Below are 21,064 nucleotides of genomic sequence, written 5' to 3'. Positions count from 1 at the left end.
TCAGCTCTCCTCTCGGCCGCGGAGCACCCGCAGCTGGAACACATTGATGGCGACGAGCGCGACGAGGACGATGACGGACAGACCGCCCGCCACGCCGAGGTCGTTCTGTCCTTGGAACGCCATCGAGTACATGAGCTGCACGACCGTCATCGTGCTGTTGTCGGGGCCGCCCTTCGTGAGGATGTAGAACTGCTCGAACGCGAGCAGGGACCCCGTCACGCACATGACGATCGTGAGCGCGAAGGTCGGGCGCAGCAGCGGGACGGTGACGTAGAGGAACGTCTGCCAGCGCGACGATCCGTCGATGCGTGCGGCTTCGTACACCTCGCCGGGGATCCCCTGCAGCCCGACGAGCATGAGAAGCATGTAGAAGCCCGTGAACCGCCAGACGATGAGGAACACGGTTGCCCACAGGGCGCCGCCGGGCGAGCCGAGGATCGTGAATCCGGCCGATTCCATCCACCCGGCGAAGGGGCCGGCGAGGGGCGAGTAGAGGACGTAGAAGAGGAGCGACGCGGAGGCGAGGCCGAGCGCGCTCGGAATGAGGAACGCGGTGCGGAGAAAGGAACGCCATGCCGTCGACTCCTGCACCAGCAGTGCGAGGCCGAGCCCCAGTGCGATCAGCAGGACGGTGGCTGCGACCGTATAGACGATCGTGAACCGCACGGCCTGCCAGAAGAGACGGTTGTCGACCGCTGAGACGAAGTTGTCGGGGAAGTTCCATCCGCTGAACCCGGCGAACAGCGGCCAGTCGGACGCCGACATGATCGCGACGAGCACGAGCGGGATGACGAACAGCACGCCGACGAACAGCGCGGTGGGTGTCGCATACAGCCATCCCTGGATGGCCTCGGAGCGCCGGGCGCTGCGCCGCGGACGCGCGGGAGCGTCGGTGGTCATGGGAGTCCTTCCCTCGAGGGTGCGGGGCGCGCCCCGACGGCGAGGTGCCACCGGGGCGCGGCGACTTACTGGGAGAGCACCTCGGAGATGAGGTCGTTGTCCTCGTCGAGAGTGCCGCCCTCGCCGAGCACCTCATTGCGCACGAGCGTCAGCCACGGACTGCCCGCCGCGTTGAATGCGGCCTGGAAGTTCTCGGCGACGGGCGTGGATCCCTCGGCCGCGACCTCGTTGATCGCGACGAGACGAGGATCCTCGGAGGCGTACTCGTTGTCGGCGAGGTCGGCCCGCGAGACCGCGTTGCCTCCGGCGGCGAGGACGTCGACCTGCGTCTCCTCGGACATCATCCAGGACAGGAAGTTCCAGGCCTGGCCCGAGAGCTCCGAGTCCTTCGAGATCCCGATGCTGTCGCCGCCGACGAAGGTCGACGCACCGCCGTCGACGCCCGGCAGCCCCGCGACGCCCGCATCGAACTCGAGCGACGGAAGGAGCGTCGCCGGGTACGGCATGATGCCGACCTGGCCCTCCTGGAAGCCCGCGACCCATGTCGCGCCGGTCTCGTCCTCGGATCCGGGTGCCAGCACGCCGTCCTCGGCGAGGCCACGCCACGTCTCGTAGATCTCCTGGGCGGCGTCGCCGTTGAGGAGCGACTCCGTGCCGTCGTCGCTGAGGACCTCCTCGCCCGATGCCCAGATGGACGGGAACCAGGTGAACAGCAGGCATCCGCCGCAGTTGAGGCCCGTGGCCGTGCCGGACACGCCATCGAGGCCGAGCTCGTCGACGCCCCGCGCGATCTCGGCGAACTCCGCGATCGTCTCGGGCCCCTGTTCGGGGTCGAAGCCCGCCTGCTCGACGAGATCCTTGTTCCACATCATGACCGAGAGGTCGAGCACGAACGGCAGGGTGTACTCGGCGTCGTCGATCGTTCCGGCCGACATGTGCCCCGCATTGATCTGGTCGGCGTAGTCGAGCTGCTCGACGAGCGGCGAGATGTCCTGGAAGAGCCCCTGGCCCGCCCAGTTCGGCACGTAGACGACGTCGGCGGCGAACAGGTCGGGAAGCCCGCCGGATCCGGCCGCCGCGCCCACCTTCGCCACGTAGTCGTCGTTCGGGACGACCGTGAGCTCGACCTGGTTCTCATGCGAGTCGTTGTATGCGTCGACGAGCAGCTTCGCCTGCGCCTCGATAGGGGCGCGCGTCCACATGGTGAGCGTCGAGCCGTCGTCGACGCCCTCGGCGGGGATCTCCTCGACGTCGGCCGATGGTGCGCCGCCACCCGAGCAGGCGGCGAGACCGGCGGCGAGCACGCCGACGGTGGCGAACGCCGCGGCGCGACGCGCGACGTTCCTAGCAGGGGTGTGCTTCATGTTCTGTGGCTCCTCATCGAGTCGTTCGCCCGACACTGGGCAGGTTCCTGGTGCGGCAGGATGCATCTCGGAAAGTATCGAAATGCCTTTCGGTGAGCATAGGGCCCAGAAATACGGGGGTCAATACTCTCTCAGGACTTCGTTTTTCCTCGTACCCATTGGGCGCTTTCGAGCCGCCTGCGTGGCACCCTAGGGGGATGGAACCCCAGATTCCGAGCCGCGCTGCCACACTCAGCGACGTCGCCGAGCGCGCCGGCGTCTCCCTCGCCACCGCCTCGAAGGCGCTTAACGGGCGCAGCGACGTCGCGGCCGCCACCCGCAGTCGCGTCCTCGAAGCCGCCGAAGCCGTCGGCTTCACCCCCAACGCCGTCGCGCGCGGGCTCACGGCCGGCCGCACCGGCACCGTCGGCCTTCTCACGAGCGACCTCGAGGGGCGCTTCATGATCCCGATCCTCATGGGCGCGGAGGACGCGTTCGGCGCGGGAAAGATCGATGTGTTCCTCTGCGACGCCCGCGGCGACTCCGTACGCGAGCAGCACCATCTGCGAGCCCTCCTCAGCCGCCGCGTCGACGGGATCATCGTCGTCGGCGACAAGACCGACCCGCGTGCGAGCCTCGGCCGAGACCTGCCGGTGCCGTCCGTGTACGCGTACGCCCCCTCGAACGATCCGCGCGACCTCTCCCTCACCCCCGACAACGTCGCGGGCGGCCGCCAGGCCATCGAGCACCTCATCGCGTGCGGACGCACCCGCATCGCCCACATCGGCGGCGACCCCACGTACGCCGCGACCCACGACCGCATCGTCGGCGCACGCCAGGCGCTCGACGCCGCCGGACTCTCGTTCGTGGCCGACCCCATGCTGTCGGAGTGGACCGAGCACTGGGGGCGCGCCGCCTCGTCGATGCTGTTCGACCGTCACGCCGACATCGACGCGATCTTCTGCGGATCCGACCAGATCGCACGCGGCGTGCTCGACACCGCCCGCGATCGCGGCCAGCAGGTGCCGACCGACGTCGCCGTGATGGGATACGACAACTGGACCGTCGTCGCTGAGAACTCACGCCCCGGACTCAGCAGCGTCGACGCCAACCTGCAGGGGCTCGGCCGCGCCGCGGCACAGCACATCTTCGACGCGCTCGACGGCAAGGGCATCGGATCCGGCGTGCACCACCTCCCCGTGCGCGACGTGATCCGCGGATCGACCGTCGCATTCTCGTAGGGGCGCTTCGCGTCAACGCGTGTCCCGGAACACAGCGGTTCTGGCCCCAGTGCTTCGCCCGTGTTTCGGCGCACGCGGATCCCCGACACGCGCGGGTGGCACGCTCGCATGACGCGTACGCCTCTCCCCGCGGGCACGAAGGGTCATCGGCGTCACGGGAACGATCGGCCTCGCACTCAGGTGACGCCCTCGACCGTTTCGCGGTGCACGAACGGCTACACGCGTCACCGGAGCACCGGCCCTGCGTTCAGACGGTCCCACCCGACACGCCTGTCAGCGGATCCCCAGGGCCCGGATTTGTCACCCAGGTGACGCGTCCGTAAACTTGATCTCGGTGACGTGTCCGAGCGGCCGAAGGTGCAACACTCGAAATGTTGTGTAGGTTCACCCCTACCGTGGGTTCAAATCCCACCGTCACCGCCACTGAAGCCCCCGAGAAATCGGGGGCTTCGTCGTGTGCGGGCGGAGAGAGATGGCGTTCTTCGACTCGGCGACGGCGGAGGGGCAGCTGGACGTCCTCGCGTGACGCACCACCGCAGCCCGCGACGTCGAACGGTGAGCTGCATCCGGGCCTCATCCCCCTCACCGACCGCCCTTGCTGACTTCCGGATGCCCGGAGCGGCAGCCGATCATGGGCGACGTACCTCTTCGTGCAGCAGACGATCGAGGAGCGGCGCGCTCGAGAACTCCGAACGCGCCGCTTGACAGTCCGCGCAGGACTACTGCTGGATGAAGGCGAGGATGTCGGGGTTGATGACGTCCGCGTGCGTGGTCAGCATGCCGTGCGGGTAGCCCTCGTAGATCTTGAGAGTGGCGTTGCGGAGAAGCTCGGCCTGCTTGACCGAGGAGGCCTCGTACGGAACGACCTGGTCGTCATCGCCGTGGAGGACAAGGACCGGCACGGAGATGGCCTTGAGGTCTTCGGTCTGGTCGGTCTCGGAGAATGCCTTGATGCCCTCGTAGTGGGCGAGGGCGCTTCCGGTCATTCCCTGACGCCACCAGTTCGCGATCACCGGCTCCGACACGTTCGCACCCGGGCGGTTGAACCCGTAGAACGGGCCCGAGGCGACGTCGTGGAAGAACTCCGCGCGATTCGCTGCCAGCGCGTCGCGGAATCCGTCGAAGACCGAAAGCGGAGTGCCCTCGGGGTTGTCGTCGGTCTGCACCATGAGCGGCGGAACGGCGGAGACGAGGACGGCCTTGGCGACACGCCCCTGGGGTTCGCCGTACTTCGCGACGTAGCGGGCGACCTGGCCACCGCCGGTCGAGTGGCCGACGTGAACAGCGTTGCGGAGGTCGAGGTGCTCGACGACGGCGTGGGCATCGCTGGCGTAGTGGTCCATGTCGTGACCGACGCTGGGCTGCGAGGAGCGGCCGTGTCCGCGCCGGTCGCTGGCGACGACGCGGAAGCCCTTGCCGAGGAAGTAGAGCATCTGGGAGTCCCAGTCGTCGGCTGACAAGGGCCAACCGTGGTGGAACATGATGGGCTGAGCGTCACGGGGACCCCAGTCCCTGACGTAGATTTCCGTACCGTCATCGGTGATCACGAAGGTCATGACGCGCTCCAGGGCTGATCGACCGGGCGACGCCCGGATCGGATGGTGAGGGTCTGCTGAAGGGATCGCCGACAGGGGAGGATCAGGACACGACGACCGCCGACGGTCTCATCGTGGCCTCGTCTTCGACCGGGGTCAACTGCCCGGGCCCACCTGCCGTCCGCTTCGGCAGCTGGCGCGCGCGGTCCGCGTCACGATGGCGATGCGCAGCGACCTCGTCGCGGATCCCCGGTGGTGCTCGACTGCTCCGTCGGCGGCGTCGACGATCGGGGCGAGGTTCGTGAGCGTCGCAACGCGCCTTGGGCGGGGGCCAGATGCAGGTGAGCGACCCGGGCGCGATCGCCGCGCGAGCCGTGGATCGGAGCCCTGTCGCACCGCATCTGCCGCAGCCGAACGAGACTCGGCGCGGAACGCGAGGCGCGCTGCCGAACTCGAGTCTGGCGCGTTCAATCCGGCTGTGTGAGGCTGAGCCATGAGGATCCCGGCGCGACAGTGCGGGCAGACTATCAGGAGGCCAATGTGGTGCAGAACGATGCAACGGCAGCGATCAGGAAGCAGCAGGAAGAGCTGAAGTCCGCTCTCCCCTTCGACGACACGCGAGACATCGACGCGGCAGAACGAGGCTTCCTCGGAACGCTGACCCCGGCCGTCGTCCGAGATGACGCCGGAGACGTCGTCTGGGACGCCGACACCTACGACTTCATCACGGGCGATGCCCCGGACACGGTCAACCCCAGCCTCTGGCGCCAGTCCATGCTCGTCTCGAAGCACGGCCTCTTCGAGGTCGTCGAGGGCATCTACCAGGTGCGCGGATTCGACCTGTCGAACGTGAGCTTCATCGAAGCGGACACCGGCGTGATCGTCATCGATCCGCTCATCTCCAAGGAGACCGCGGAGGCGGCGCTTCGGCTGTACCGCCAGCACCGCGGCGAGCGCCCGGTGGTCGCGGTCATCTTCACGCACAGCCACATCGACCACTTCGGCGGCATCTTCGGCATCGTCTCCAGGGAAGACGTCGAGTCCGGCAGCGTGCCGATCTTCGCCCCCGAGGGCATCGTCGCCGAGGCCGTCGCCGAGAACGTCTACGCCGGGACGGCGATGGCACGTCGCGCCGGCTACATGTACGGCGCGGCACTCGAGCGCAGCGCGAAGGGCGCCGTCGGCGCCGGACTCGGACAGACGACGTCGACCGGACACGCGGGGATCATCCCGCCGACGATCGAGGTCGCGCAGACCGGCGAGACGCACACGATCGACGGGCTCGTCGTCGAGTTCCAGATGGCGCCGGGCACGGAAGCGCCGGCAGAGATGCATTTCCTGTTCCCGAAGTACCGCGCGCTGTGCATGGCCGAGAACGCCACGCACACCCTCCACAACCTGCTGACGCTGCGCGGCGCACTCGTGCGCGATCCCCACGTGTGGTCGCGCTACCTGACCGAGGCGATCGAGCGGTACGGCGATCAGGCCGACGTCGTCTTCGCCTCGCACCACTGGCCGACGTGGGGCAACGCCGAGATCGTGGAGTTCCTCGGACTCCAGCGCGACCTCTACTCGTACCTGCACGATCAGACGCTGCGGATGACGAACCAGGGCATGACCGGGGCCGAGATCGCCGAGGCGATCCAGCTCCCCGCGGTTCTGGAGAACTCGTGGCACGCCCGCGGCTACTACGGCAGCGTGAGCCACAACGTCAAGGCGATCTATCAGCGGTACATGGGGTGGTTCGACGGCAACCCTGCTCGTCTCTGGCCGCACCCGCCGAAGCCCCTCGGCGAACGCTACGTCGCCGCCATCGGCGGCATCGATCGCGTCGTCGAGGTCGCCCAGGCTGCGTACGACGAAGGCGACTTCCGCTGGGCGGCGACGCTGCTCGATCACGCGATCTTCACCGAGCCGGAGAACACCGCCGTGCGCGAGCTCTACGCGGCGACCCTCGTGCAGCTCGCCTACGGGTCGGAGAACGGCACCTGGCGGAACTTCTACATGTCCGGTGCCACGGAGCTGCGGACGGGGAACTTCGGGACGCCGACGACGTCGAACGCTCCCGAGATCGTCGCGCAGCTCACCGTCGAGCAGCTCTTCGACTCGGTGGCGATCTCGGTGGACGGCCCGCGCGCCTGGGATCTGGACGTCGCTCTCGACTTCACGATGACTGATGAGGACCGCAATTTCCGCGTGACCCTGCGCAACGGCGTTCTCGTCTACATCGAGAAGTCTGCAGACGCATCGACCGCACAGGCGACCCTGTCGCTGACGAAGCCGCGCCTGATCGCGCTCGTCGCGGGTGACGTGGACAGCCCGGGCGTCGAGATCACTGGCGACGCCACGGCATTCGAGACCCTCACGTCCGTGCTCACAGCAGGCAATCCGGCGTTCAACATCGTCACCCCCTGACGGGTGAGGCACCGCGTCGACCGCCTTCGCTTCTCGAGGGCGGTCGACGCGAGCCGCGGTTGGCTGAGTGCGGTCACCGCATCCGAACGTCGTGCCGCGTCGATCTCACTGGCGGCCCCTCTGCCGTGAGGCGTGTCGTCAGCCCGCCGCCTCCCGCACCCAGACCGCCATGGTGCCGGATCCGCGGTTCGCCCAGGAGAAGTACGGCACGGTGCGCACCTGCGTGGTCTCCGTGGCGGGGGCGTCGGTCGTGTACAGCGTGCCCGTCTCCCGCGACTCGACGACACCGTCCACGACGATGCTGTCGATGCCGCGCTCCGCGTCGTGTTCGACGCGGAACTCGGATCCGCGGCCGATCGCGAGCGCCGGCACCGGCGCGGCGTTGTCGACCTCCTCTACGCAGTGGACGATCGGCCCCCGCTGGATCGCCACCTTCCCGAGGCTCGCGGCGACGCGCGGGTGGGCCCACACGCGCTCGGGCCGCATGCCCAGCGCGAGCGAGATGCGGTCGCCGGAGGCCCAGGTGCGCTCGAGCACGAGGTAGCCGTTCACGGTCGCGGCCTCGACCCGCCGCCCGTTCACGCTCGCCGTCCACTCCTTCGCCCACTCCGGGATCCGCAGCCGGATGGCGGCATCCGTCGCGCCGGGCGCCTCGATGGTGAGTTCTACGTCGCCGCTCCAGGGGTATCCGGTGCGCTGCGTCAGCTGGATCCGCTGGCCGTCGTGCGCGAACGCCGCACTGCCCGCGACGTAGAGGTTGACGGTGATGCCGCGGTCATCGACGGCGTAGATGTAGTGCTCGAGCGAGGAGACGAGGCGCGCGAGGTTCGGCGGACAGCAGGCGACGCCGAACCACTCGCTGCGCGCGGCGGCTCCGTCGCTCGCCAGCGGGTTCCCGTAGAAATAGCAGGTGCCGTCGTCCGAGGCGCCGGAGAGCACGCCGTTGTAGAGCGCGCGCTCAAGGACATCGACGTACGTCGCCTCGCCCGTGAGGAGCGCCATGCGCTGCGCCCAGAAGACGAGGCCGATCGCGGCGCACGTCTCGGCGTAGCCGTCCGCATCCGGGAGGTAGTAGGCGGGGCCGAATCCCTCGATGGAGTCGAGCGCGCCGATCCCGCCGGTGACATAGAGCTTGGTGCCGACGAGGTCGTCCCAGAGGCGTTCGCAGGCCGCTCGGAGACCCTCGTCGGCGTTCTGCCGGGCGAGGTCGGCCATGGCCGAGTACATGTACATCGCGCGCACGGAGTGGCCCACGGCCTCGGTCTGCTCGCGCACGGGCAGATGCGACTGGTTGTACTGCCGGTACCAGTCCGCGCGCCGCGGGCGCTCCTCGAAGATCGCGTCGAAGTACCCCGGGGTTCCGCGGCGCTCGCGCTCGCGCTCGAAGTAGAACGGCTGGGTGCCGCGCGCGTCGATGAGCCGCCCGGCGAGCCGGAGGTAGCGCTCCTCCCCGGTGGCGCGATGGAGCTTCATCAGGGCGAGCTCGATCTCCTGATGCCCGTCGTACCCGCCCTCGGCGGGCCCGCCGGGGCCGAACTCCCGGTCGATGAGGTCGGCGTAGCGGCACACGATGTCGAGCAGCGACGTCTTGCCCGTCGCCTCGTGATGGGCGACGCCGGCCTCGATGAGGTGTCCGGCGCAGTACAGCTCGTGGGCGTCCTGGAGGTCGGTGAACCGCTCGCCGGGCCGCACGACGGTGAAGTACGTGTTCAGGTAGCCGTCGTCCTGCTGGGCACCCGCGAGCAGCTCGATGGCCTCATCCACCGAGGCGTCGAGTCGCGCGTCGTCCTCGCGGGCGAGCACGTAGCTGGCCGCCTCGATCCACTTCGCGACGTCGGACTCCCAGAAGATGTGGGGTTCGTCGTCACCCGGGCGCCACTCGAGCCGCAGCGCGTCGAACTGCTGCCCCGGTGCGCGCAGCTGACGCTCCTGCTGCGGGAGGGTCGACGCCCGAACGATCTCGCGTCGCGCCGCCCAGAAGCTGTCGTCGATGGTGACGTCGGGGATCGAGAGAGGGCGGAGACGGGTCGCCGCGCGTTCGTTCGTGGGTCGTGGCGGTGTCGTGCGCCCGGCGCGCTCCGGCGCGACCGTCACGCGCTCCTCCACTCGGCGGCCGGTGTGAACGGCACGAGCGGCGGGCGTTCGGGCGCGGTCGTGAGATCGATGCGCTGGCCGCTGCGGGCCGACTCCCCGAGGGCCGTCATGATCTCGAGCACGTGCAGGGCGACCTCGCCGCTCGCGCGGCCGGACCCGGTGCGCAGGTGGTCGATCACGCCGATGCCGCGCCCCGCGTCCTCGTAGCCCGCGCGCTCATCGACCGGCGCCCACTGTGGATCCCTGGGCCTCCGCACCCGCACCTCGCCGCCGAAGCCGTTGGGATCCGGCACGGACAGAGTTCCCGTCTCGCCGTGGATCTCGAGGGGCGCCGCATCGGTGCCCGCGGCGTCGAAGCTGAACGTCACCGTCGACACCGCGCCGCCGGTGTGCTCGAGCACGCCCGTGACGTGGGTGTCGATCTCGACCGGGATCTCCTCGCCCGCGCGCGGGCCGGATCCGATCGTGCGCACGGCGCGCGGCCGAGACGACGCCCCGAACACCCGCGCCACCGGACCGAGCAGGTGGAAGAGGGTCGTCAGGTAGTACGGCCCCATGTCGAGCAGCGGCCCGCCGCCGTCGCGATAGTAGAAGTCCGGGTGCGGGTGCCACGCCTCGTGGCCCGACGACACCCACGTGGCGACGGCCGAGACCGGGCGGCCGATGCCGCCGGCGTCGACGACGGCGCGGGCGGTCTGGATCCCCGTCCCCAGCACGGTGTCGGGCGCGGATCCCGCCCACGCGGGTCCCGTGGCCGCAAGCACGCGGCGTGCGTCCGGCAGCGTCGCCGCGAGCGGCTTCTCACCGAAGACGTCCGTGCCCGCGGCGAGCGCGGCCAGCGCGACCTCGGCGTGCGCGGCGGGGATCGTGAGGTTGATGACCGTCTGCACCTCCGGATCCGCGACGAGCTCGTCGACCGACAGCGCGCGGCAGCCCGGGATCCCCGACGCCACTGCCTCGGCGCGGGCGCGGTCGAGGTCGCCGGTCGCGACGATGCGCACCCCCGGATGAGTGGCCAGCGTGTCGAGGTACTGCCGGGAGATGACCCCGAGTCCAACTATGCCGATTCCGTGCGGCTCGCCCACAGGATCCCCCTCTCGATGATGGTGCGGACGTTCACGTCGCGCAGGACGTCGGGGGCGTGCCCCGGGGTCGCGACGAACACGCGCCCGCGCCCCCACTGCCGCGTCCACACGGCGGGCGACGTGATCGGCCGATGCCACGGGTGATAAGGCTGAACCGGGTGCGTCGTCGTCGCGAGCACGTCGTTGAGGTCGTCGGCGAGCACCCAGTACTGCTCGGTGTCGAGGGCGAAGTCCTCGATCCCCGCCGTGATCTCGTGCGCTCGCCCGAGCGCCGTGATGTCGATCGTGTGGGTCAGGTAGTTGTCAGACGCGTCGCCCGTGCGATCCTCCGGACGCTTCGACGGGTGCGTCGCGAACTGCCCGCCGACCAGCTGCAGGTAGTCGGAGTTCGCACGGTACGAGTCGGCGATGCCGCCGTGCCAGCCGGCCAGGCCCGTCCCCGCCTCGACGGCGGCGCGCAGGCCGGCCACCGCCTCGCGCGAGATGTCGGACATCGTCACGCATTGCACGATCAGATCCGTGCGCGCCATCACGTCCGGATCCGCGTAGATCTCGTTCGACTCCTCCACGCGCACCTCGAAACCGCTCTCGGCGAGGAACGGGAGGAACAGCTCGGTCGCCTCGACGGGGTGATGGCCCTCCCAGCCGCCGCGGACGACGAGGGCCCGGCGGGCGCTCATCGTCGCTCCCCCGTGGCCACGGGTATCGGATCCATCGACATCGGCATGCTCCTTCGCATCAGCGGGCGGGCGCCCAGGAACAACCCTGCCAGTATTCGGCGGCACCGCGGACGACCCCGCCGCACGCGGATCCGTCGGGCGGCGGATGGGAGGGGTCAGGAGGACGCGCGGAGACCGGAGACCTCACGACTGCCCCCCCCCGGGCCAGGTCAGGCTTCGGCGCCGTAGAGACGCCCGATCTCCTTCGAGGTGATCCCCTCCGAGTACGTGGCGTGCTGGGGCCACCCGTCGGGAGAGTCCTGCCACTCCTCCTGGCGCCCGTAGGGCAGCACGTCGATCAGCCCGTGGACGTGACCGAGCTGCTCCGTGCCGCGGCCGTCGGTGTGCCACGTGCGATAGACGGTGTCGCCGTCGCGCAGGAACGCGTTGACGGCGAAGCCCGCGCCGGGAGGCGCGCCCATGTCGGCGCCGAACGAGCTGTCGGCGCTCGAGTACCAGGTCATCTGGTTGCCGACCCTCTCGCGGTAGGCGAGGGCCTCCTCGATCGGTCCGTTCGTGACGATGACGAAGCGTGCGTCGTACTGCTCGAGGAAGTCGAGCCGCGTGAACTGCGATGTCCAGCCCGTGCAGCCGGGGCACTGCCACCGGGCGCCGGGGTTCCACATATGGTGATAGGTGATCAGCTGGGATCGCCCGTCGAAGACGTCGGCCAGGCGCACGGGTCCGTCGGCGCTCATGAGCGTGTACTCGGGCAGCTCGACCATCGGCAGACGGCGACGCTGCGCGGCGATCGCGTCGAGCTCGCGCGTCGCCGCCTTCTCGCGCACGCGCAGCTCGGCGAGCTCCCCTCGCCAGGTCTCGGCGTCGACGACGGGTGGGAGAGGGTTCGCAGTGGACATAACGACGCTCCTTCGCACGCGGCGCTCCCAGTGTGCGCGCGGGGCGCGGGGGCGTCAACGGGATCCGGTCAGCCGCTGACGATCGTCGCACGGAAGGCGGCATGGCGGCGCGCGGCGGATCGTGACGGCGCGGCGCGCGGGCGGAGCCGCGCCTCAGCGCACTCTTCCGCCCCTGCGGACGCCCTGCCAGGATGGCGACATGGCCGTCATCGAGAGTCCGAAAGTCACCATCGTCGGTGCGGGATCCGTCGGATCCGCCACGGCATACGCCACCCTCATCCGCGGCGCCGCACGCAACGTCGTGCTCTACGACATCAACGCCGCGCGTGTCGAGGCCGAGGCCCTCGATCTGGCGCACGGAGCGATGTTCACGGGATCCAGCTCGGTCGTGGGGTCGAGCAACGTCGCCGACACGTCGGGCTCGCACGTCGTCATCGTCACGGCCGGCGCGGCGCAGAAGCCGGGTCAGACACGCCTCGAACTCATCGGCACGAACGCGCGCATCTTCTCGACGATGATCCCGCAGCTCGTCGAGGCCTCGCCCGACGCGATCTTCGTCATCGTCACGAACCCGTGCGACGTGCTCACGATGCTCGCCGTCGAGCAGACCGGCATCGACCCCGCGCGCATGTTCGCCTCAGGATGCGTGCTCGACACCTCGCGTCTGCGCTGGCGTCTCGCCGAACGAGCGGGCGTCGCAGCGCGCTCCGTCCACGCCCACATCGCGGGCGAGCACGGCGACACCGAGTTCCCGCTCTGGTCGAGCGCCGCGATCGGCCCGGTGCCGCTGCTCGAGTGGAAGCGCGACGGCGAGCTGGTCTTCGCGCGCGACGAACTCGACCAGATCGCGCACGACGTGCGCACGGCCGCGTACAAGATCATCGAGGGCAAGGGATCCACCAACTACGCGATCGGCCTGTCCGCCACGCGCATCACCGAGGCGATCCTGCGCGACGAGCACGCGGTCCTCCCCGTCTCCCCCGTGCTGAACGACTTCCACGGCATCTCGGGAGTCGCGATGTCTGTGCCGAGCATCGTGAATCGCCACGGCGCCTTCCCCGTCACCGAGACGCGCATGTCGGACGACGAGCTGGCGCTCCTGCGCGCCTCGGCCGACACCCTGACCGACACGGCGGATCAGGTGCGCGGGGCGTAGGGGCCCGAGCGCCCCGGCTGTCCCGCGCGGTCCGGAGGAGATGTGCACGAGTGAGGACGTTCGGGTGGGGATCCGTCCTCAGCACCGCACATCTCCTCAAGAAGGTGCGTGGATCCGCGAACACGCGCGCTCCCGGATGCCTCCTGGCCCCTCCTCACCCCACGCCTCTGGTGCCGGCGGGGATCCGCGCGCTCCTGCGGAGATGTGCACTCCCGAGGACCCGCACCCCTGGATCCTTCCTCAGCACGGCACATCTGCTCAAGAAGGTGCGGGGATCCGTGCGCACCTGTTGTCCATGCGCGACACCAACCCTATAGTTAGCCACATGGATAAGTATTCGTCGGGGCTCGACAGCGTGCTCGGCGCGCTGGCGGATCCGACGCGCCGCGATGTCGTGCGGCGCCTGGGCCGCGGCCCCCGCACTGTGAGCGAGCTGGCGGACGCCTTCACCATGGCGCTGCCGTCGTTCCTCAAGCACGTGCGCACTCTCGAGGCGAGCGGCCTCATCGCCACGGCGAAACGCGGACGCGTGCGCACCTGCACGCTGAACCGCGAACGCCTCGATCTCATCGACGGGTGGCTCGACGACCAGCGGCGCCTCTGGGAGGAGCGCACGGACCGCCTCGAGCTGCTCGTCACGGAACTCCCCGAGGAGACATCATGAACCCCGAACTCGACCTCTCCCTTGAGCGCATCATCCGCGCGCCTCGATCGGCGATCTGGCGCGCCTGGACGGATCCCGCGCTGTTCGCGCGCTGGTGGCTGCCGGATCCGATCGTCGGGCGCGTCGACGCCCTCGACGTGCGCCCGGGCGGCGGGCTCGTCACGCAGATGAGCATGGACGACGGCGCGACCTACACCCCGCACATGGACGCCGTGTTCCTCATCGCCGAGCCGGAGGAGCGGATCGTGTTCACGAATGCGCTCGACAGCACCTGGCACCCCGCCACCCCTCAGCCCGTCGCGGTCACGGGAGAGTTCACCCTCACCGAGCACCCCGACGGCACGCTGTACCGCGTCGTCGCCCGGCATGGGGATCCGGCAGCACGCGCTCGCCACCAGGAACTCGGGTTCGCGGAGGGCTGGGGCACCGTCGCCGACCAGCTCATCGCCCTCGTCGAGGGGTGAGCCGCGCGCTCGTGAGGAGATGTGCCGATCTGAGGACGCCGGACCGGGGATCCCTCCTCAGGTCTGCACATCTCCTCACGAGGGCACGCGGATCCCCTCACACACTCCCGAGGAGAGGTGCACATCCGAGGACCCTTCACCCCGGATCCCTCCTCAAGCCCGCACATCTCCTCACAACGGCACGCACTCAGTCGAACCGTGCGAGCCTCGCGCACCATGAGCGGACCAGGATCATCCGGCGACGCGGGGAGCGCTGCCCCTTCTGCCGACATCCACACCGTCCTCCGCGAGGGGGGGCATCCGAGGAGACGGCTCACTCGCAGCCGATGCCGTCTCCGTCACGATCGAGATGCGGGCCGTATCCTGGGTCGCCGACCCGCACGGGCGCGGCTCCCGCGTCGCGAGCTGCGGTGCAGTTGTCGTAGTAGGCCGCAGGGCTCTGCGGCTCTTCATACGTCTGGGGTTCTTCGTAGGTCGGCGGCGCGACGGTCGATGCCGCGGCGACTTCTGCCTCGAGCTCCTGAATGCGCGCGTCACGCTCTCCGACGAGAGCCGCCGCCTCATCGATCTTCTTCTGCTTCGCGGCCGTTTCGTCCGTCTGCTCGTCGAGCTTCTTCTCGAGCTCCGCCACGCGAGCGCTCAGCTCTTCTGTCTGCTCCGCTGCTTCTCCCGCCGCCTCTTCCGCATCACCGGCAGCCTCTTCCGCGTCGACTGCCGCGGTCTGCGCCGTCGACAGTTCTTCTGCGATCTGCGCGTTCTCGACTCGGAGGTCGTCCACCTCGCCCGCCTGGCCGGCAGCTCCGCTTGCCGCTCCCACGCCGATTCCGAGCGCGAGCGCAACGCCTCCGAGCACGACTCCGATCTTTCGCGACATCGACCGCTGTAAGAATCTCGGATTCTCGGACACCGTTGCCTCCTGAATATTGGTCTACTGGCGAGTAGGAGAGTACGTCATTCGGCTCCAGACGAACAGCCCACTTCAGACCATGGAGGTCATCTCCGCGAAGCGACTGACGTGGCGCAGAGCATCGAGATCACGAGATCTGTGTGAGTCACTGCTCTGCGACAGCGTCCGAGACGACGTCGACAGTCCCGACGGAGTGTCTGCCACCGGCGCAGCGAAAGCCCCCAAGCCGGCCAGGGCTGACGTGCCCGAGTGTCATTCGGGTCGAGGTGGCCACCACGACTGCCTTGTTCACCGGCCGAAGACGTGCGATGTTCCGTTTCGTCAATCAGGAGGCGACGCCCCCCCCCGGCCGCACTGCCCCCGAGGTGCCCTCAGAACTGCGGGACGTCTTCGAGCTTCGCGGGCCTGTGGGCGCGGACGTCGTCGAGGGCGGCGCGGAGCTTGCCGGATCGGTCGTCGATGACGCGGGAGTAGCCGAGGCGGCCGGCCTCGGCGCGGCGCTGGGTGGCCTGGGTGACGGGACGCACCTCTCCGGCGAGGGAGAGCTCGCCGGCGGCCGCGATGTCGCGAGGGACGGCCCAGTTGCGCAGGGATCCGGCGACCGCGATCGCGATGGCGAGGTCGGCCGCGGGCTCGGTGAATGTCACGCCGCCGACAGTCGAGACGTAGACGTCCTGATCGCTCGTCTTGATGCCGGCGCGACGTTCGAGCACGGCGAGCACCATCGCCACGCGCGACGAGTCGACGCCGTGCACGATGCGGCGTGGGTTGGGGGCACCGGTCGGGATGGTGAGCGCCTGCACCTCGACGGGGAGCACGCGTCGGCCCTCGAGCGCGATGCCGACGCAGGTGCCGGGTTCGGGCTCGCCCTGCGAGAGGAACATGCCCGACGGATCCGGGACCTCGCGGATGCCGTCGCCCGTCATCTCGAAGCAGCCCACCTCGTCGGTCGGGCCGAAGCGGTTCTTGAGCGCGCGGATGAAGCGCAGCGACGTCTGGCGATCGCCCTCGAAGTGGCACACGACGTCGACGAGGTGCTCGAGCACGCGCGGCCCGGCGACCTGCCCGTCTTTCGTGACGTGGCCGACGAGGATCACCGGCAGCGCACGGTGCTTGGCGACGCGGATGAGCGTGGAGGCGACCTCGCGCACCTGCCCCGGCATGCCCGCCGCGCCGTCCTGCTCGCCCGAGGCGATGGTCTGCACCGAATCGACGATGAGCAGCTCGGGCTCGACGGCGTCGATGTGGCCGAGCACTGTCGCGAGGTCGCTCTCGCTCGCGAGGAACAGGTCGTCCACCATCGCGCCCGTGCGCTCGGCGCGCAGGCGCACCTGGGCCACGGACTCCTCGGCGCTGACGTAGAGCACGCGTCGCCCCTCGCGCGCCGCCCGGGCCGCGACCTCGAGCAGCAGCGTGGACTTTCCGACGCCCGGCTCGCCCGACAGCAGCACCGCCGCACCCGGCACGACGCCGCCGCCCAACACCCGGTCGAACTCGCCGACGCCGCTCGTGCGACGCGGCGCGTCCTTCGTCTCGACCTGCGTGATGGGCCTCGCAGCCGCCGTCGGCGCCAGCGACTGCACGCCGCGCGCGGCGACGCCCTGCTTCTGCCCCTGCTCGACGACGGAGCCCCACTGCTGGCACTCGCCGCAGCGACCGACCCACTTCATGGTCGTCCACCCGCACTCGCTGCAGACGTACGCGGGAGATGCGGAGCGTTTCGAAGCCATGGAATCAGGCTAGGCGGCACGTCTGACAAACGAAGGATCCGCGTGCCATGCCACGGTCCCGCGGGTGAAGGATCCTCTCCGATCGCGTACGGGGCGCGCGCCGCCGCGAGGAGATGCGCACAGCTGAGGACGGATTCGGCCCCAGGATCCGCAGATGCGCACTTCTCCTCACCGGGGCCCGCCGTCGGCGTACGCTGACCGGCGTGACACACTCCACCCGGGTCCTGTGGATCGCGATCCTCGCCTCGTTCGTCTCGTTCCTCGACGGCACCGTGGTGAATGTCGCCCTGCCTGCGATCGACCGCGAGCTCGGCGGCGGGCTGTCGACACAGCAGTGGGTCGTCGACGGGTATCTCATCACGCTCGGCGCGCTCATGCTCGTGGCCGGATCCGTCAGCGACGCGTTCGGACGCGCGCTCGTCCTGCGCATCGGCCTCGTCGGCTTCGGAGTCGCGTCGATCGCGATCGCCGTCGCACCGGATCCGCTGATCCTCGTCATCGCCCGCCTCGCGCAGGGTGCGGCCGGCGCGTTCCTCGTCCCGAGCTCGCTCGCGCTCATCACCTCCACGTTCTCCGGGGCGGCGCAGGCGAAGGCCATCGGCACGTGGACGTCGTTCACGACGGGCGCCATGGTCGTCGGACCCGTCATCGGCGGGGCGCTCGTCGACCTCGCGAGCTGGCGACTCGCGTTCCTCATCAACGTGATCCCGATCGGCGTGACGCTGTGGCTCGTGCGCGGGGTCCGGGATCCGGAGCGGCGCCCCGACGCACGCATCGACGTCCTCGGCGCCGCGCTGTGCACCTTCGGACTCGGCGGGCTCGTCTTCGCGTTCATCGAGCAGCCGCGGCTCGGGTGGGGACACCCCGCGATCGTCGTGCCACTCGTCGCGGGCGCCGTCATGTTCGCTCTGTTCCTCCTGCGGCAGCGCACGGCGCGGTCGCCGATCATGCCCCTCGATCTGTTCCGCGTGCGCAACTTCTGGACGGGCAACGTCGCCACGACCTTCGTCTACGCCGCGCTCGCGCTCAACGGATTCGTCGTGGCGATCTACCTGCAGGAGGGCGCAGGGCTCTCGGCGACCCTCGCCGGGCTGGCGAGTCTGCCCGTCACGATCCTCATGATCCTGCTCAGCTCGCGCGTCGGAGCGCTCGCCGGCAGGTGGGGCGCGAGGTGGTTCATGACGGTCGGGCCGATCCTCATGGGGATCGGATCGCTGCTGCTCCTGACCGTGTCGGACGACTTCAACTACTGGTGGCAGGTACTGCCGTCCATGATCGTGTTCGGACTCGGCCTGACGATCACGGTGTCGCCGCTGACGTCGACGATCCTCGGTGCGATCGACCCCGCACGCAGCGGCATCGCGAGCGCCGTCAACAACGCGATCTCGCGCGTCGCGGGACTCATCGCGGTCGCCGCCATCGGCACGATCGTGGGCGGATCTCTCGACCTCGAGGGATTCCACCGGGCCTGCATCGTCGTCGCCGTGCTTCTCGCCGCCGGCGGAATCGTGTCGTGGCTCGGGATCCGCACCCGCGCGCCCGCCGCCGACGTGGGGTAGCGGATCCGCCGTGTCCCACAACACGCCGTCACGCCGAGGAGATAACGGCGTGTCCCGGGACACGCACGGCCAACACCCCCACCCATGTCCCACAACACGCCGTCAACCGGACGGAATAACGGCGTGTCCCGGGACACGCACGGCCAACACCCCCACCCATGTCCCACAACACGCCGTCACGCCGAGGGGATAAGGGCGTGTTGTGGGACACGGGGGTGAGGCGCCGAGCCTTCACGGCGCCGGGTCAGCGCGGCGCCGCAGACGCGGGCCTACGCCTCGAGGATCTCCAGCAGGTCGCCGGGCGATGCCTGCATCGGGTGGGGGCCGGCGATGTCGAGGAACACCGTGGTGATCGTGTCGCGGTACTGCGTGAGGAAGCCCGTCAGCCAGGCGGGCGAGTACGCGCCGACACCCGGCGGGAGGTTCTCGGGCTTGTTGCGGGCGTCGCTGAACAGCAGCAGCGCGACGTCGCCCGTCTTCGGGTCGCGGAACGTCCACACCTCGCCGCCGTCGAGCGGGTTGTCGCGGGAGCCGGGCTTGATCAGAGGTACGACGGTGTTGCCGTTGCGCAGTGCGAGTGCGACGGCCGCCATGTCCTGCTTCTCGAGCGCCTGCGCGAGCGCCTCCGAGCGGAACTGCTCCGGATCCGCAGCCACCGACTTCTTCCGCTTCTTGGCCATGGATCCAGCCTACGTTTCGCGCGGATCCGTCACGAATCGCGTCAGTACAGCAGGAACGTCGTGGGCTGGGAGACGACCTCGCCGAGCTGCACCGTGAGGGAGTATGTCGCTCCCCCGCCGATGGCCGACGGGCGCTCCGCGGCGTCGCACGTGGACACGCTCGAGCGGGTGCGGTCCCAGGTGAAGGCCCGGTCGTCGCTCTGCTGCGTCGAGACGGTCTGGCCCGCCGCGATCGTCACCCAGTGGTCCGACGGCTCGGTCTGGCAGTCGGACGAGCGCCACCACGTGTCGGCACCGCTCGCGATCTCGAACCGCTGCTGCGTCGTGCCGACGTTGACGACGCAGTCGACGTCTCCGGCGTTCGTGAGCTCGAGCGAGATCCTCGGTGTCTCGCCGGGGTCGTACTCGTCCTGATCGGTGACGGCGACGACCTTGAGGGCCCCGTTCGCGCAGGCCTCGGGCTCGGGCTTCTCGGAGGGCGACGAGGACGAGCCGTCGGACCCGTCGCCGGGGTTGTCGGTCGGCTGCAGGGTCGGAATCGGATCTTCGACCTCTTCGGCCGCGGGTGCGGACTCGCCGAAGAACGGCAGATTCTGCCACGGCTGCTCCGCGACGATCCAGCGCACGCCGAACGCGGCGCCCGTGATGATGCCCGCGAGGACGAGCAGCGCGAAGACCCCGACGACGAGTCGCCGCCGACGATAGACGGCCTTCGACGGCCTGCGCTTCGCTCCCACGGATTCAGCGTACGGCGTGCCTCGGGACGACAGCTGAGACGCGCGCGGGCGGAAGAGGACTGCCCGGCCGACACGTTCTCACGCCCCGTCCGGCGGTCGGGCGAGCCGGCGGATCCGTCAGCTGAGCTGCTTGAGCATGCGTGTGTTGCCGAGGGTGTTCGGCTTCACGTGCGCGAGGTCGAGGAACTCGGCGATGCCCTCGTCGGGGCTGCGCACGAGCTGCGAGTAGACGTCGGGCGAGACGACCTGCTCGCCGATCTCCGCGAATCCGCGGCGCTCGAAGAAGCTCGTCTCGAACGTGAGGCAGAACAGGCGGGTGAGTCCGAGGATCCGCGCATTCTCCTCGAGCACCTCGACGATCGCCCGGCCGACGCCGCGGTGCAGCCAATCGTCGGCGACGAGGAGGGTGCGGATCTCGCCCAGGTCCTCCCACATGACGTGGAGGGCGCCGCATCCGATCACCTGGTCGTCGTCATCGACTGCCACCATGAACTCCTGCGTCGCCTCGTACAGGACGACGAGGTCCTTGCCGAGCAGGATCCGCCGCATCACGTACGGCTGGAGCATGCCGTGCACGGCCTCCATGTCGGCGGCGCGCGCGGGGCGGACGGTGAAATCGGTCATCGGGGTCAGGCTACTGCGCGCTCCTGGTGGGCGGCTCCGAGCGAGGCGCGGTGCACGACGACGGCAATTTCTCCGATCGCCCGTCGGCGAACCCCGGAATCACGCGGGAGCCGGTGGCGGTCGCGCGAGTTCTGCCGTCGTTGTGCAGCCGACGTGACACGGAGCCCGCAGCTGGAGGGCTGGGCGGCCCGCCCACAATCGCAGCCGTACGGCGGGACGTCCGAACACAACGCAGTCGATCCGGCCGCCCCATACCGGCGCCGCCCCGAAAACACGGGCCGACCCGCCGCACCGGGCACCAGATCGACTGCGTTGTGTCGGTGTGCTCGGCGTCACCCACGACGGCGTGCA

The 21,064-nt window shown here is 69.7% G+C and carries 18 protein-coding genes and 1 tRNA gene; 7 read left to right on the top strand and 12 right to left on the bottom strand.

From position 1 onward, the window contains the following. Both KOL93_RS02035 and KOL93_RS02030 read right to left on the bottom strand, forming a co-directional pair. Window positions 1–900: a carbohydrate ABC transporter permease gene (locus KOL93_RS02035; RefSeq protein ID WP_221583628.1), complete on the bottom strand. Its 900-nt coding sequence runs from the start codon at window positions 898–900 to the stop codon at window positions 1–3. A gap of 65 nt (window positions 901–965) precedes the next feature. Beyond that, complete coding sequence (locus KOL93_RS02030) at window positions 966–2,264, bottom strand: ABC transporter substrate-binding protein (RefSeq protein ID WP_221583627.1); 1,299 nt, start codon at window positions 2,262–2,264, stop codon at window positions 966–968. A 197-nt stretch (window positions 2,265–2,461) separates the two neighbouring features. On the opposite strand from KOL93_RS02030, the gene KOL93_RS02025 reads away from it, so the two are divergent. Both KOL93_RS02025 and KOL93_RS02020 read left to right on the top strand, forming a co-directional pair. After that, window positions 2,462–3,484 (top strand): LacI family DNA-binding transcriptional regulator, encoded by a 1,023-nt coding sequence (locus tag KOL93_RS02025; RefSeq protein ID WP_221583626.1) that lies wholly within the window; start codon window positions 2,462–2,464, stop codon window positions 3,482–3,484. Window positions 3,485–3,817: 333 nt separating this feature from the next. Continuing rightward, window positions 3,818–3,907 (top strand) — tRNA-Ser (locus KOL93_RS02020). A 296-nt stretch (window positions 3,908–4,203) separates the two neighbouring features. Here KOL93_RS02020 and KOL93_RS02015 read toward each other — a convergent pair. Next, the gene (locus KOL93_RS02015) at window positions 4,204–5,040 is read right to left on the bottom strand and encodes an alpha/beta fold hydrolase (protein WP_221583625.1); all 837 of its coding nucleotides are present in this window, start codon (window positions 5,038–5,040) and stop codon (window positions 4,204–4,206) included. Between the two features lie 522 nt (window positions 5,041–5,562). Between KOL93_RS02015 and KOL93_RS02010 the strand changes: the two genes are divergently transcribed. Beyond that, complete coding sequence (locus KOL93_RS02010; protein ID WP_308291511.1) at window positions 5,563–7,434, top strand: alkyl/aryl-sulfatase; 1,872 nt, start codon at window positions 5,563–5,565, stop codon at window positions 7,432–7,434. Between the two features lie 138 nt (window positions 7,435–7,572). On the opposite strand, the gene KOL93_RS02005 is transcribed toward KOL93_RS02010, so the two are convergent. The 4 genes from KOL93_RS02005 to KOL93_RS01990 form a co-directional block, all read right to left on the bottom strand. Continuing rightward, window positions 7,573–9,528 carry a glycoside hydrolase family 127 protein gene (locus tag KOL93_RS02005; RefSeq protein WP_221583624.1) on the bottom strand — a complete coding sequence of 652 codons (1,956 nt, stop codon included), beginning with the start codon at window positions 9,526–9,528 and terminating at the stop codon, window positions 7,573–7,575. Continuing rightward, window positions 9,525–10,613, bottom strand: a complete 1,089-nt coding sequence (locus KOL93_RS02000; RefSeq protein ID WP_221583623.1) for a Gfo/Idh/MocA family protein — start codon at window positions 10,611–10,613, stop codon at window positions 9,525–9,527. Before KOL93_RS02000 ends, KOL93_RS02005 begins: the two co-directional genes overlap by 4 nt. Further along, window positions 10,586–11,293, bottom strand: a complete 708-nt coding sequence (locus KOL93_RS01995; protein WP_221583622.1) for a ThuA domain-containing protein — start codon at window positions 11,291–11,293, stop codon at window positions 10,586–10,588. The genes KOL93_RS02000 and KOL93_RS01995 overlap by 28 nt, the downstream gene beginning before the upstream one ends. Window positions 11,294–11,502: 209 nt before the next feature. After that, the gene (locus tag KOL93_RS01990; protein WP_221583621.1) at window positions 11,503–12,192 is read right to left on the bottom strand and encodes a DUF899 domain-containing protein; all 690 of its coding nucleotides are present in this window, start codon (window positions 12,190–12,192) and stop codon (window positions 11,503–11,505) included. Between the two features lie 199 nt (window positions 12,193–12,391). On the opposite strand from KOL93_RS01990, the gene KOL93_RS01985 reads away from it, so the two are divergent. The 3 genes from KOL93_RS01985 to KOL93_RS01975 all read left to right on the top strand — a co-directional run bounded on the left by KOL93_RS01985 (window position 12,392) and on the right by KOL93_RS01975 (window position 14,476). Beyond that, entirely contained in the window at window positions 12,392–13,348 is a 957-nt protein-coding gene (locus KOL93_RS01985) for an L-lactate dehydrogenase (protein ID WP_221583620.1), read from the top strand. 325 nt (window positions 13,349–13,673) lie between these two features. After that, window positions 13,674–14,012 carry an ArsR/SmtB family transcription factor gene (locus KOL93_RS01980; RefSeq protein ID WP_221583619.1) on the top strand — a complete coding sequence of 113 codons (339 nt, stop codon included), beginning with the start codon at window positions 13,674–13,676 and terminating at the stop codon, window positions 14,010–14,012. Next, window positions 14,009–14,476 carry an SRPBCC domain-containing protein gene (locus tag KOL93_RS01975; RefSeq protein ID WP_221583618.1) on the top strand — a complete coding sequence of 156 codons (468 nt, stop codon included), beginning with the start codon at window positions 14,009–14,011 and terminating at the stop codon, window positions 14,474–14,476. Before KOL93_RS01980 ends, KOL93_RS01975 begins: the two co-directional genes overlap by 4 nt. A 313-nt stretch (window positions 14,477–14,789) precedes the next feature. Here the strand turns inward: KOL93_RS01975 and KOL93_RS16060 are convergent, their stop codons facing one another. Together KOL93_RS16060 and radA are read right to left on the bottom strand one after the other, a co-directional pair. Further along, a complete protein-coding gene (locus tag KOL93_RS16060; RefSeq protein WP_260405833.1) occupies window positions 14,790–15,350 on the bottom strand; it encodes an excalibur calcium-binding domain-containing protein in 561 nt (186 codons plus the stop codon). Between the two features lie 404 nt (window positions 15,351–15,754). After that, window positions 15,755–17,113 (bottom strand): DNA repair protein RadA, encoded by a 1,359-nt coding sequence (radA, locus tag KOL93_RS01965; RefSeq protein ID WP_221583617.1) that lies wholly within the window; start codon window positions 17,111–17,113, stop codon window positions 15,755–15,757. Between the two features lie 203 nt (window positions 17,114–17,316). On the opposite strand from radA, the gene KOL93_RS01960 reads away from it, so the two are divergent. Next, complete coding sequence (locus tag KOL93_RS01960; protein ID WP_308291510.1) at window positions 17,317–18,672, top strand: MFS transporter; 1,356 nt, start codon at window positions 17,317–17,319, stop codon at window positions 18,670–18,672. A gap of 269 nt (window positions 18,673–18,941) precedes the next feature. Here KOL93_RS01960 and KOL93_RS01955 read toward each other — a convergent pair whose 3' ends face one another. The 3 genes from KOL93_RS01955 to KOL93_RS01945 form a co-directional block, all read right to left on the bottom strand. Continuing rightward, window positions 18,942–19,352, bottom strand: a complete 411-nt coding sequence (locus KOL93_RS01955) for a dehydrogenase (RefSeq protein WP_221583615.1) — start codon at window positions 19,350–19,352, stop codon at window positions 18,942–18,944. 41 nt (window positions 19,353–19,393) lie between these two features. Next, a complete protein-coding gene (locus tag KOL93_RS01950) occupies window positions 19,394–20,089 on the bottom strand; it encodes a hypothetical protein (RefSeq protein ID WP_221583614.1) in 696 nt (231 codons plus the stop codon). 117 nt (window positions 20,090–20,206) lie between these two features. Next, window positions 20,207–20,713: an amino-acid N-acetyltransferase gene (locus tag KOL93_RS01945; protein WP_221583613.1), complete on the bottom strand. Its 507-nt coding sequence runs from the start codon at window positions 20,711–20,713 to the stop codon at window positions 20,207–20,209. Window positions 20,714–21,064 lie beyond the last annotated feature (351 nt).

The organism is Microbacterium salitolerans, assembly GCF_019720895.1.
Taxonomy (GTDB): Bacteria; Actinomycetota; Actinomycetes; order Actinomycetales; family Microbacteriaceae; genus Microbacterium.
The sequence above is the reverse complement of the archived record's forward strand: the minus strand, read 5'-3'. Positions and strand labels throughout refer to the sequence as shown.

Excerpts from the sequence above, each read along its gene's own strand:
- KOL93_RS02035 (WP_221583628.1), bottom strand. The coding sequence starts at position 900 with ATGACCACCGACGCTCCCGCGCGTCCGCGGCGCAGCGCCCGGCGCTCC.
- KOL93_RS02030 (WP_221583627.1), bottom strand. The coding sequence starts at position 2,264 with ATGAAGCACACCCCTGCTAGGAACGTCGCGCGTCGCGCCGCGGCGTTC.
- KOL93_RS02025 (WP_221583626.1), top strand. The coding sequence starts at position 2,462 with ATGGAACCCCAGATTCCGAGCCGCGCTGCCACACTCAGCGACGTCGCC.
- KOL93_RS02015 (WP_221583625.1), bottom strand. The coding sequence starts at position 5,040 with ATGACCTTCGTGATCACCGATGACGGTACGGAAATCTACGTCAGGGAC.
- KOL93_RS01995 (WP_221583622.1), bottom strand. The coding sequence starts at position 11,293 with ATGAGCGCCCGCCGGGCCCTCGTCGTCCGCGGCGGCTGGGAGGGCCAT.
- KOL93_RS01990 (WP_221583621.1), bottom strand. The coding sequence starts at position 12,192 with ATGTCCACTGCGAACCCTCTCCCACCCGTCGTCGACGCCGAGACCTGG.
- KOL93_RS01985 (WP_221583620.1), top strand. The coding sequence starts at position 12,392 with ATGGCCGTCATCGAGAGTCCGAAAGTCACCATCGTCGGTGCGGGATCC.
- KOL93_RS01980 (WP_221583619.1), top strand. The coding sequence starts at position 13,674 with ATGGATAAGTATTCGTCGGGGCTCGACAGCGTGCTCGGCGCGCTGGCG.
- KOL93_RS01975 (WP_221583618.1), top strand. The coding sequence starts at position 14,009 with ATGAACCCCGAACTCGACCTCTCCCTTGAGCGCATCATCCGCGCGCCT.
- KOL93_RS16060 (WP_260405833.1), bottom strand. The coding sequence starts at position 15,350 with ATGTCGCGAAAGATCGGAGTCGTGCTCGGAGGCGTTGCGCTCGCGCTC.
- radA (WP_221583617.1), bottom strand. The coding sequence starts at position 17,113 with ATGGCTTCGAAACGCTCCGCATCTCCCGCGTACGTCTGCAGCGAGTGC.
- KOL93_RS01955 (WP_221583615.1), bottom strand. The coding sequence starts at position 19,352 with ATGGCCAAGAAGCGGAAGAAGTCGGTGGCTGCGGATCCGGAGCAGTTC.
- KOL93_RS01945 (WP_221583613.1), bottom strand. The coding sequence starts at position 20,713 with ATGACCGATTTCACCGTCCGCCCCGCGCGCGCCGCCGACATGGAGGCC.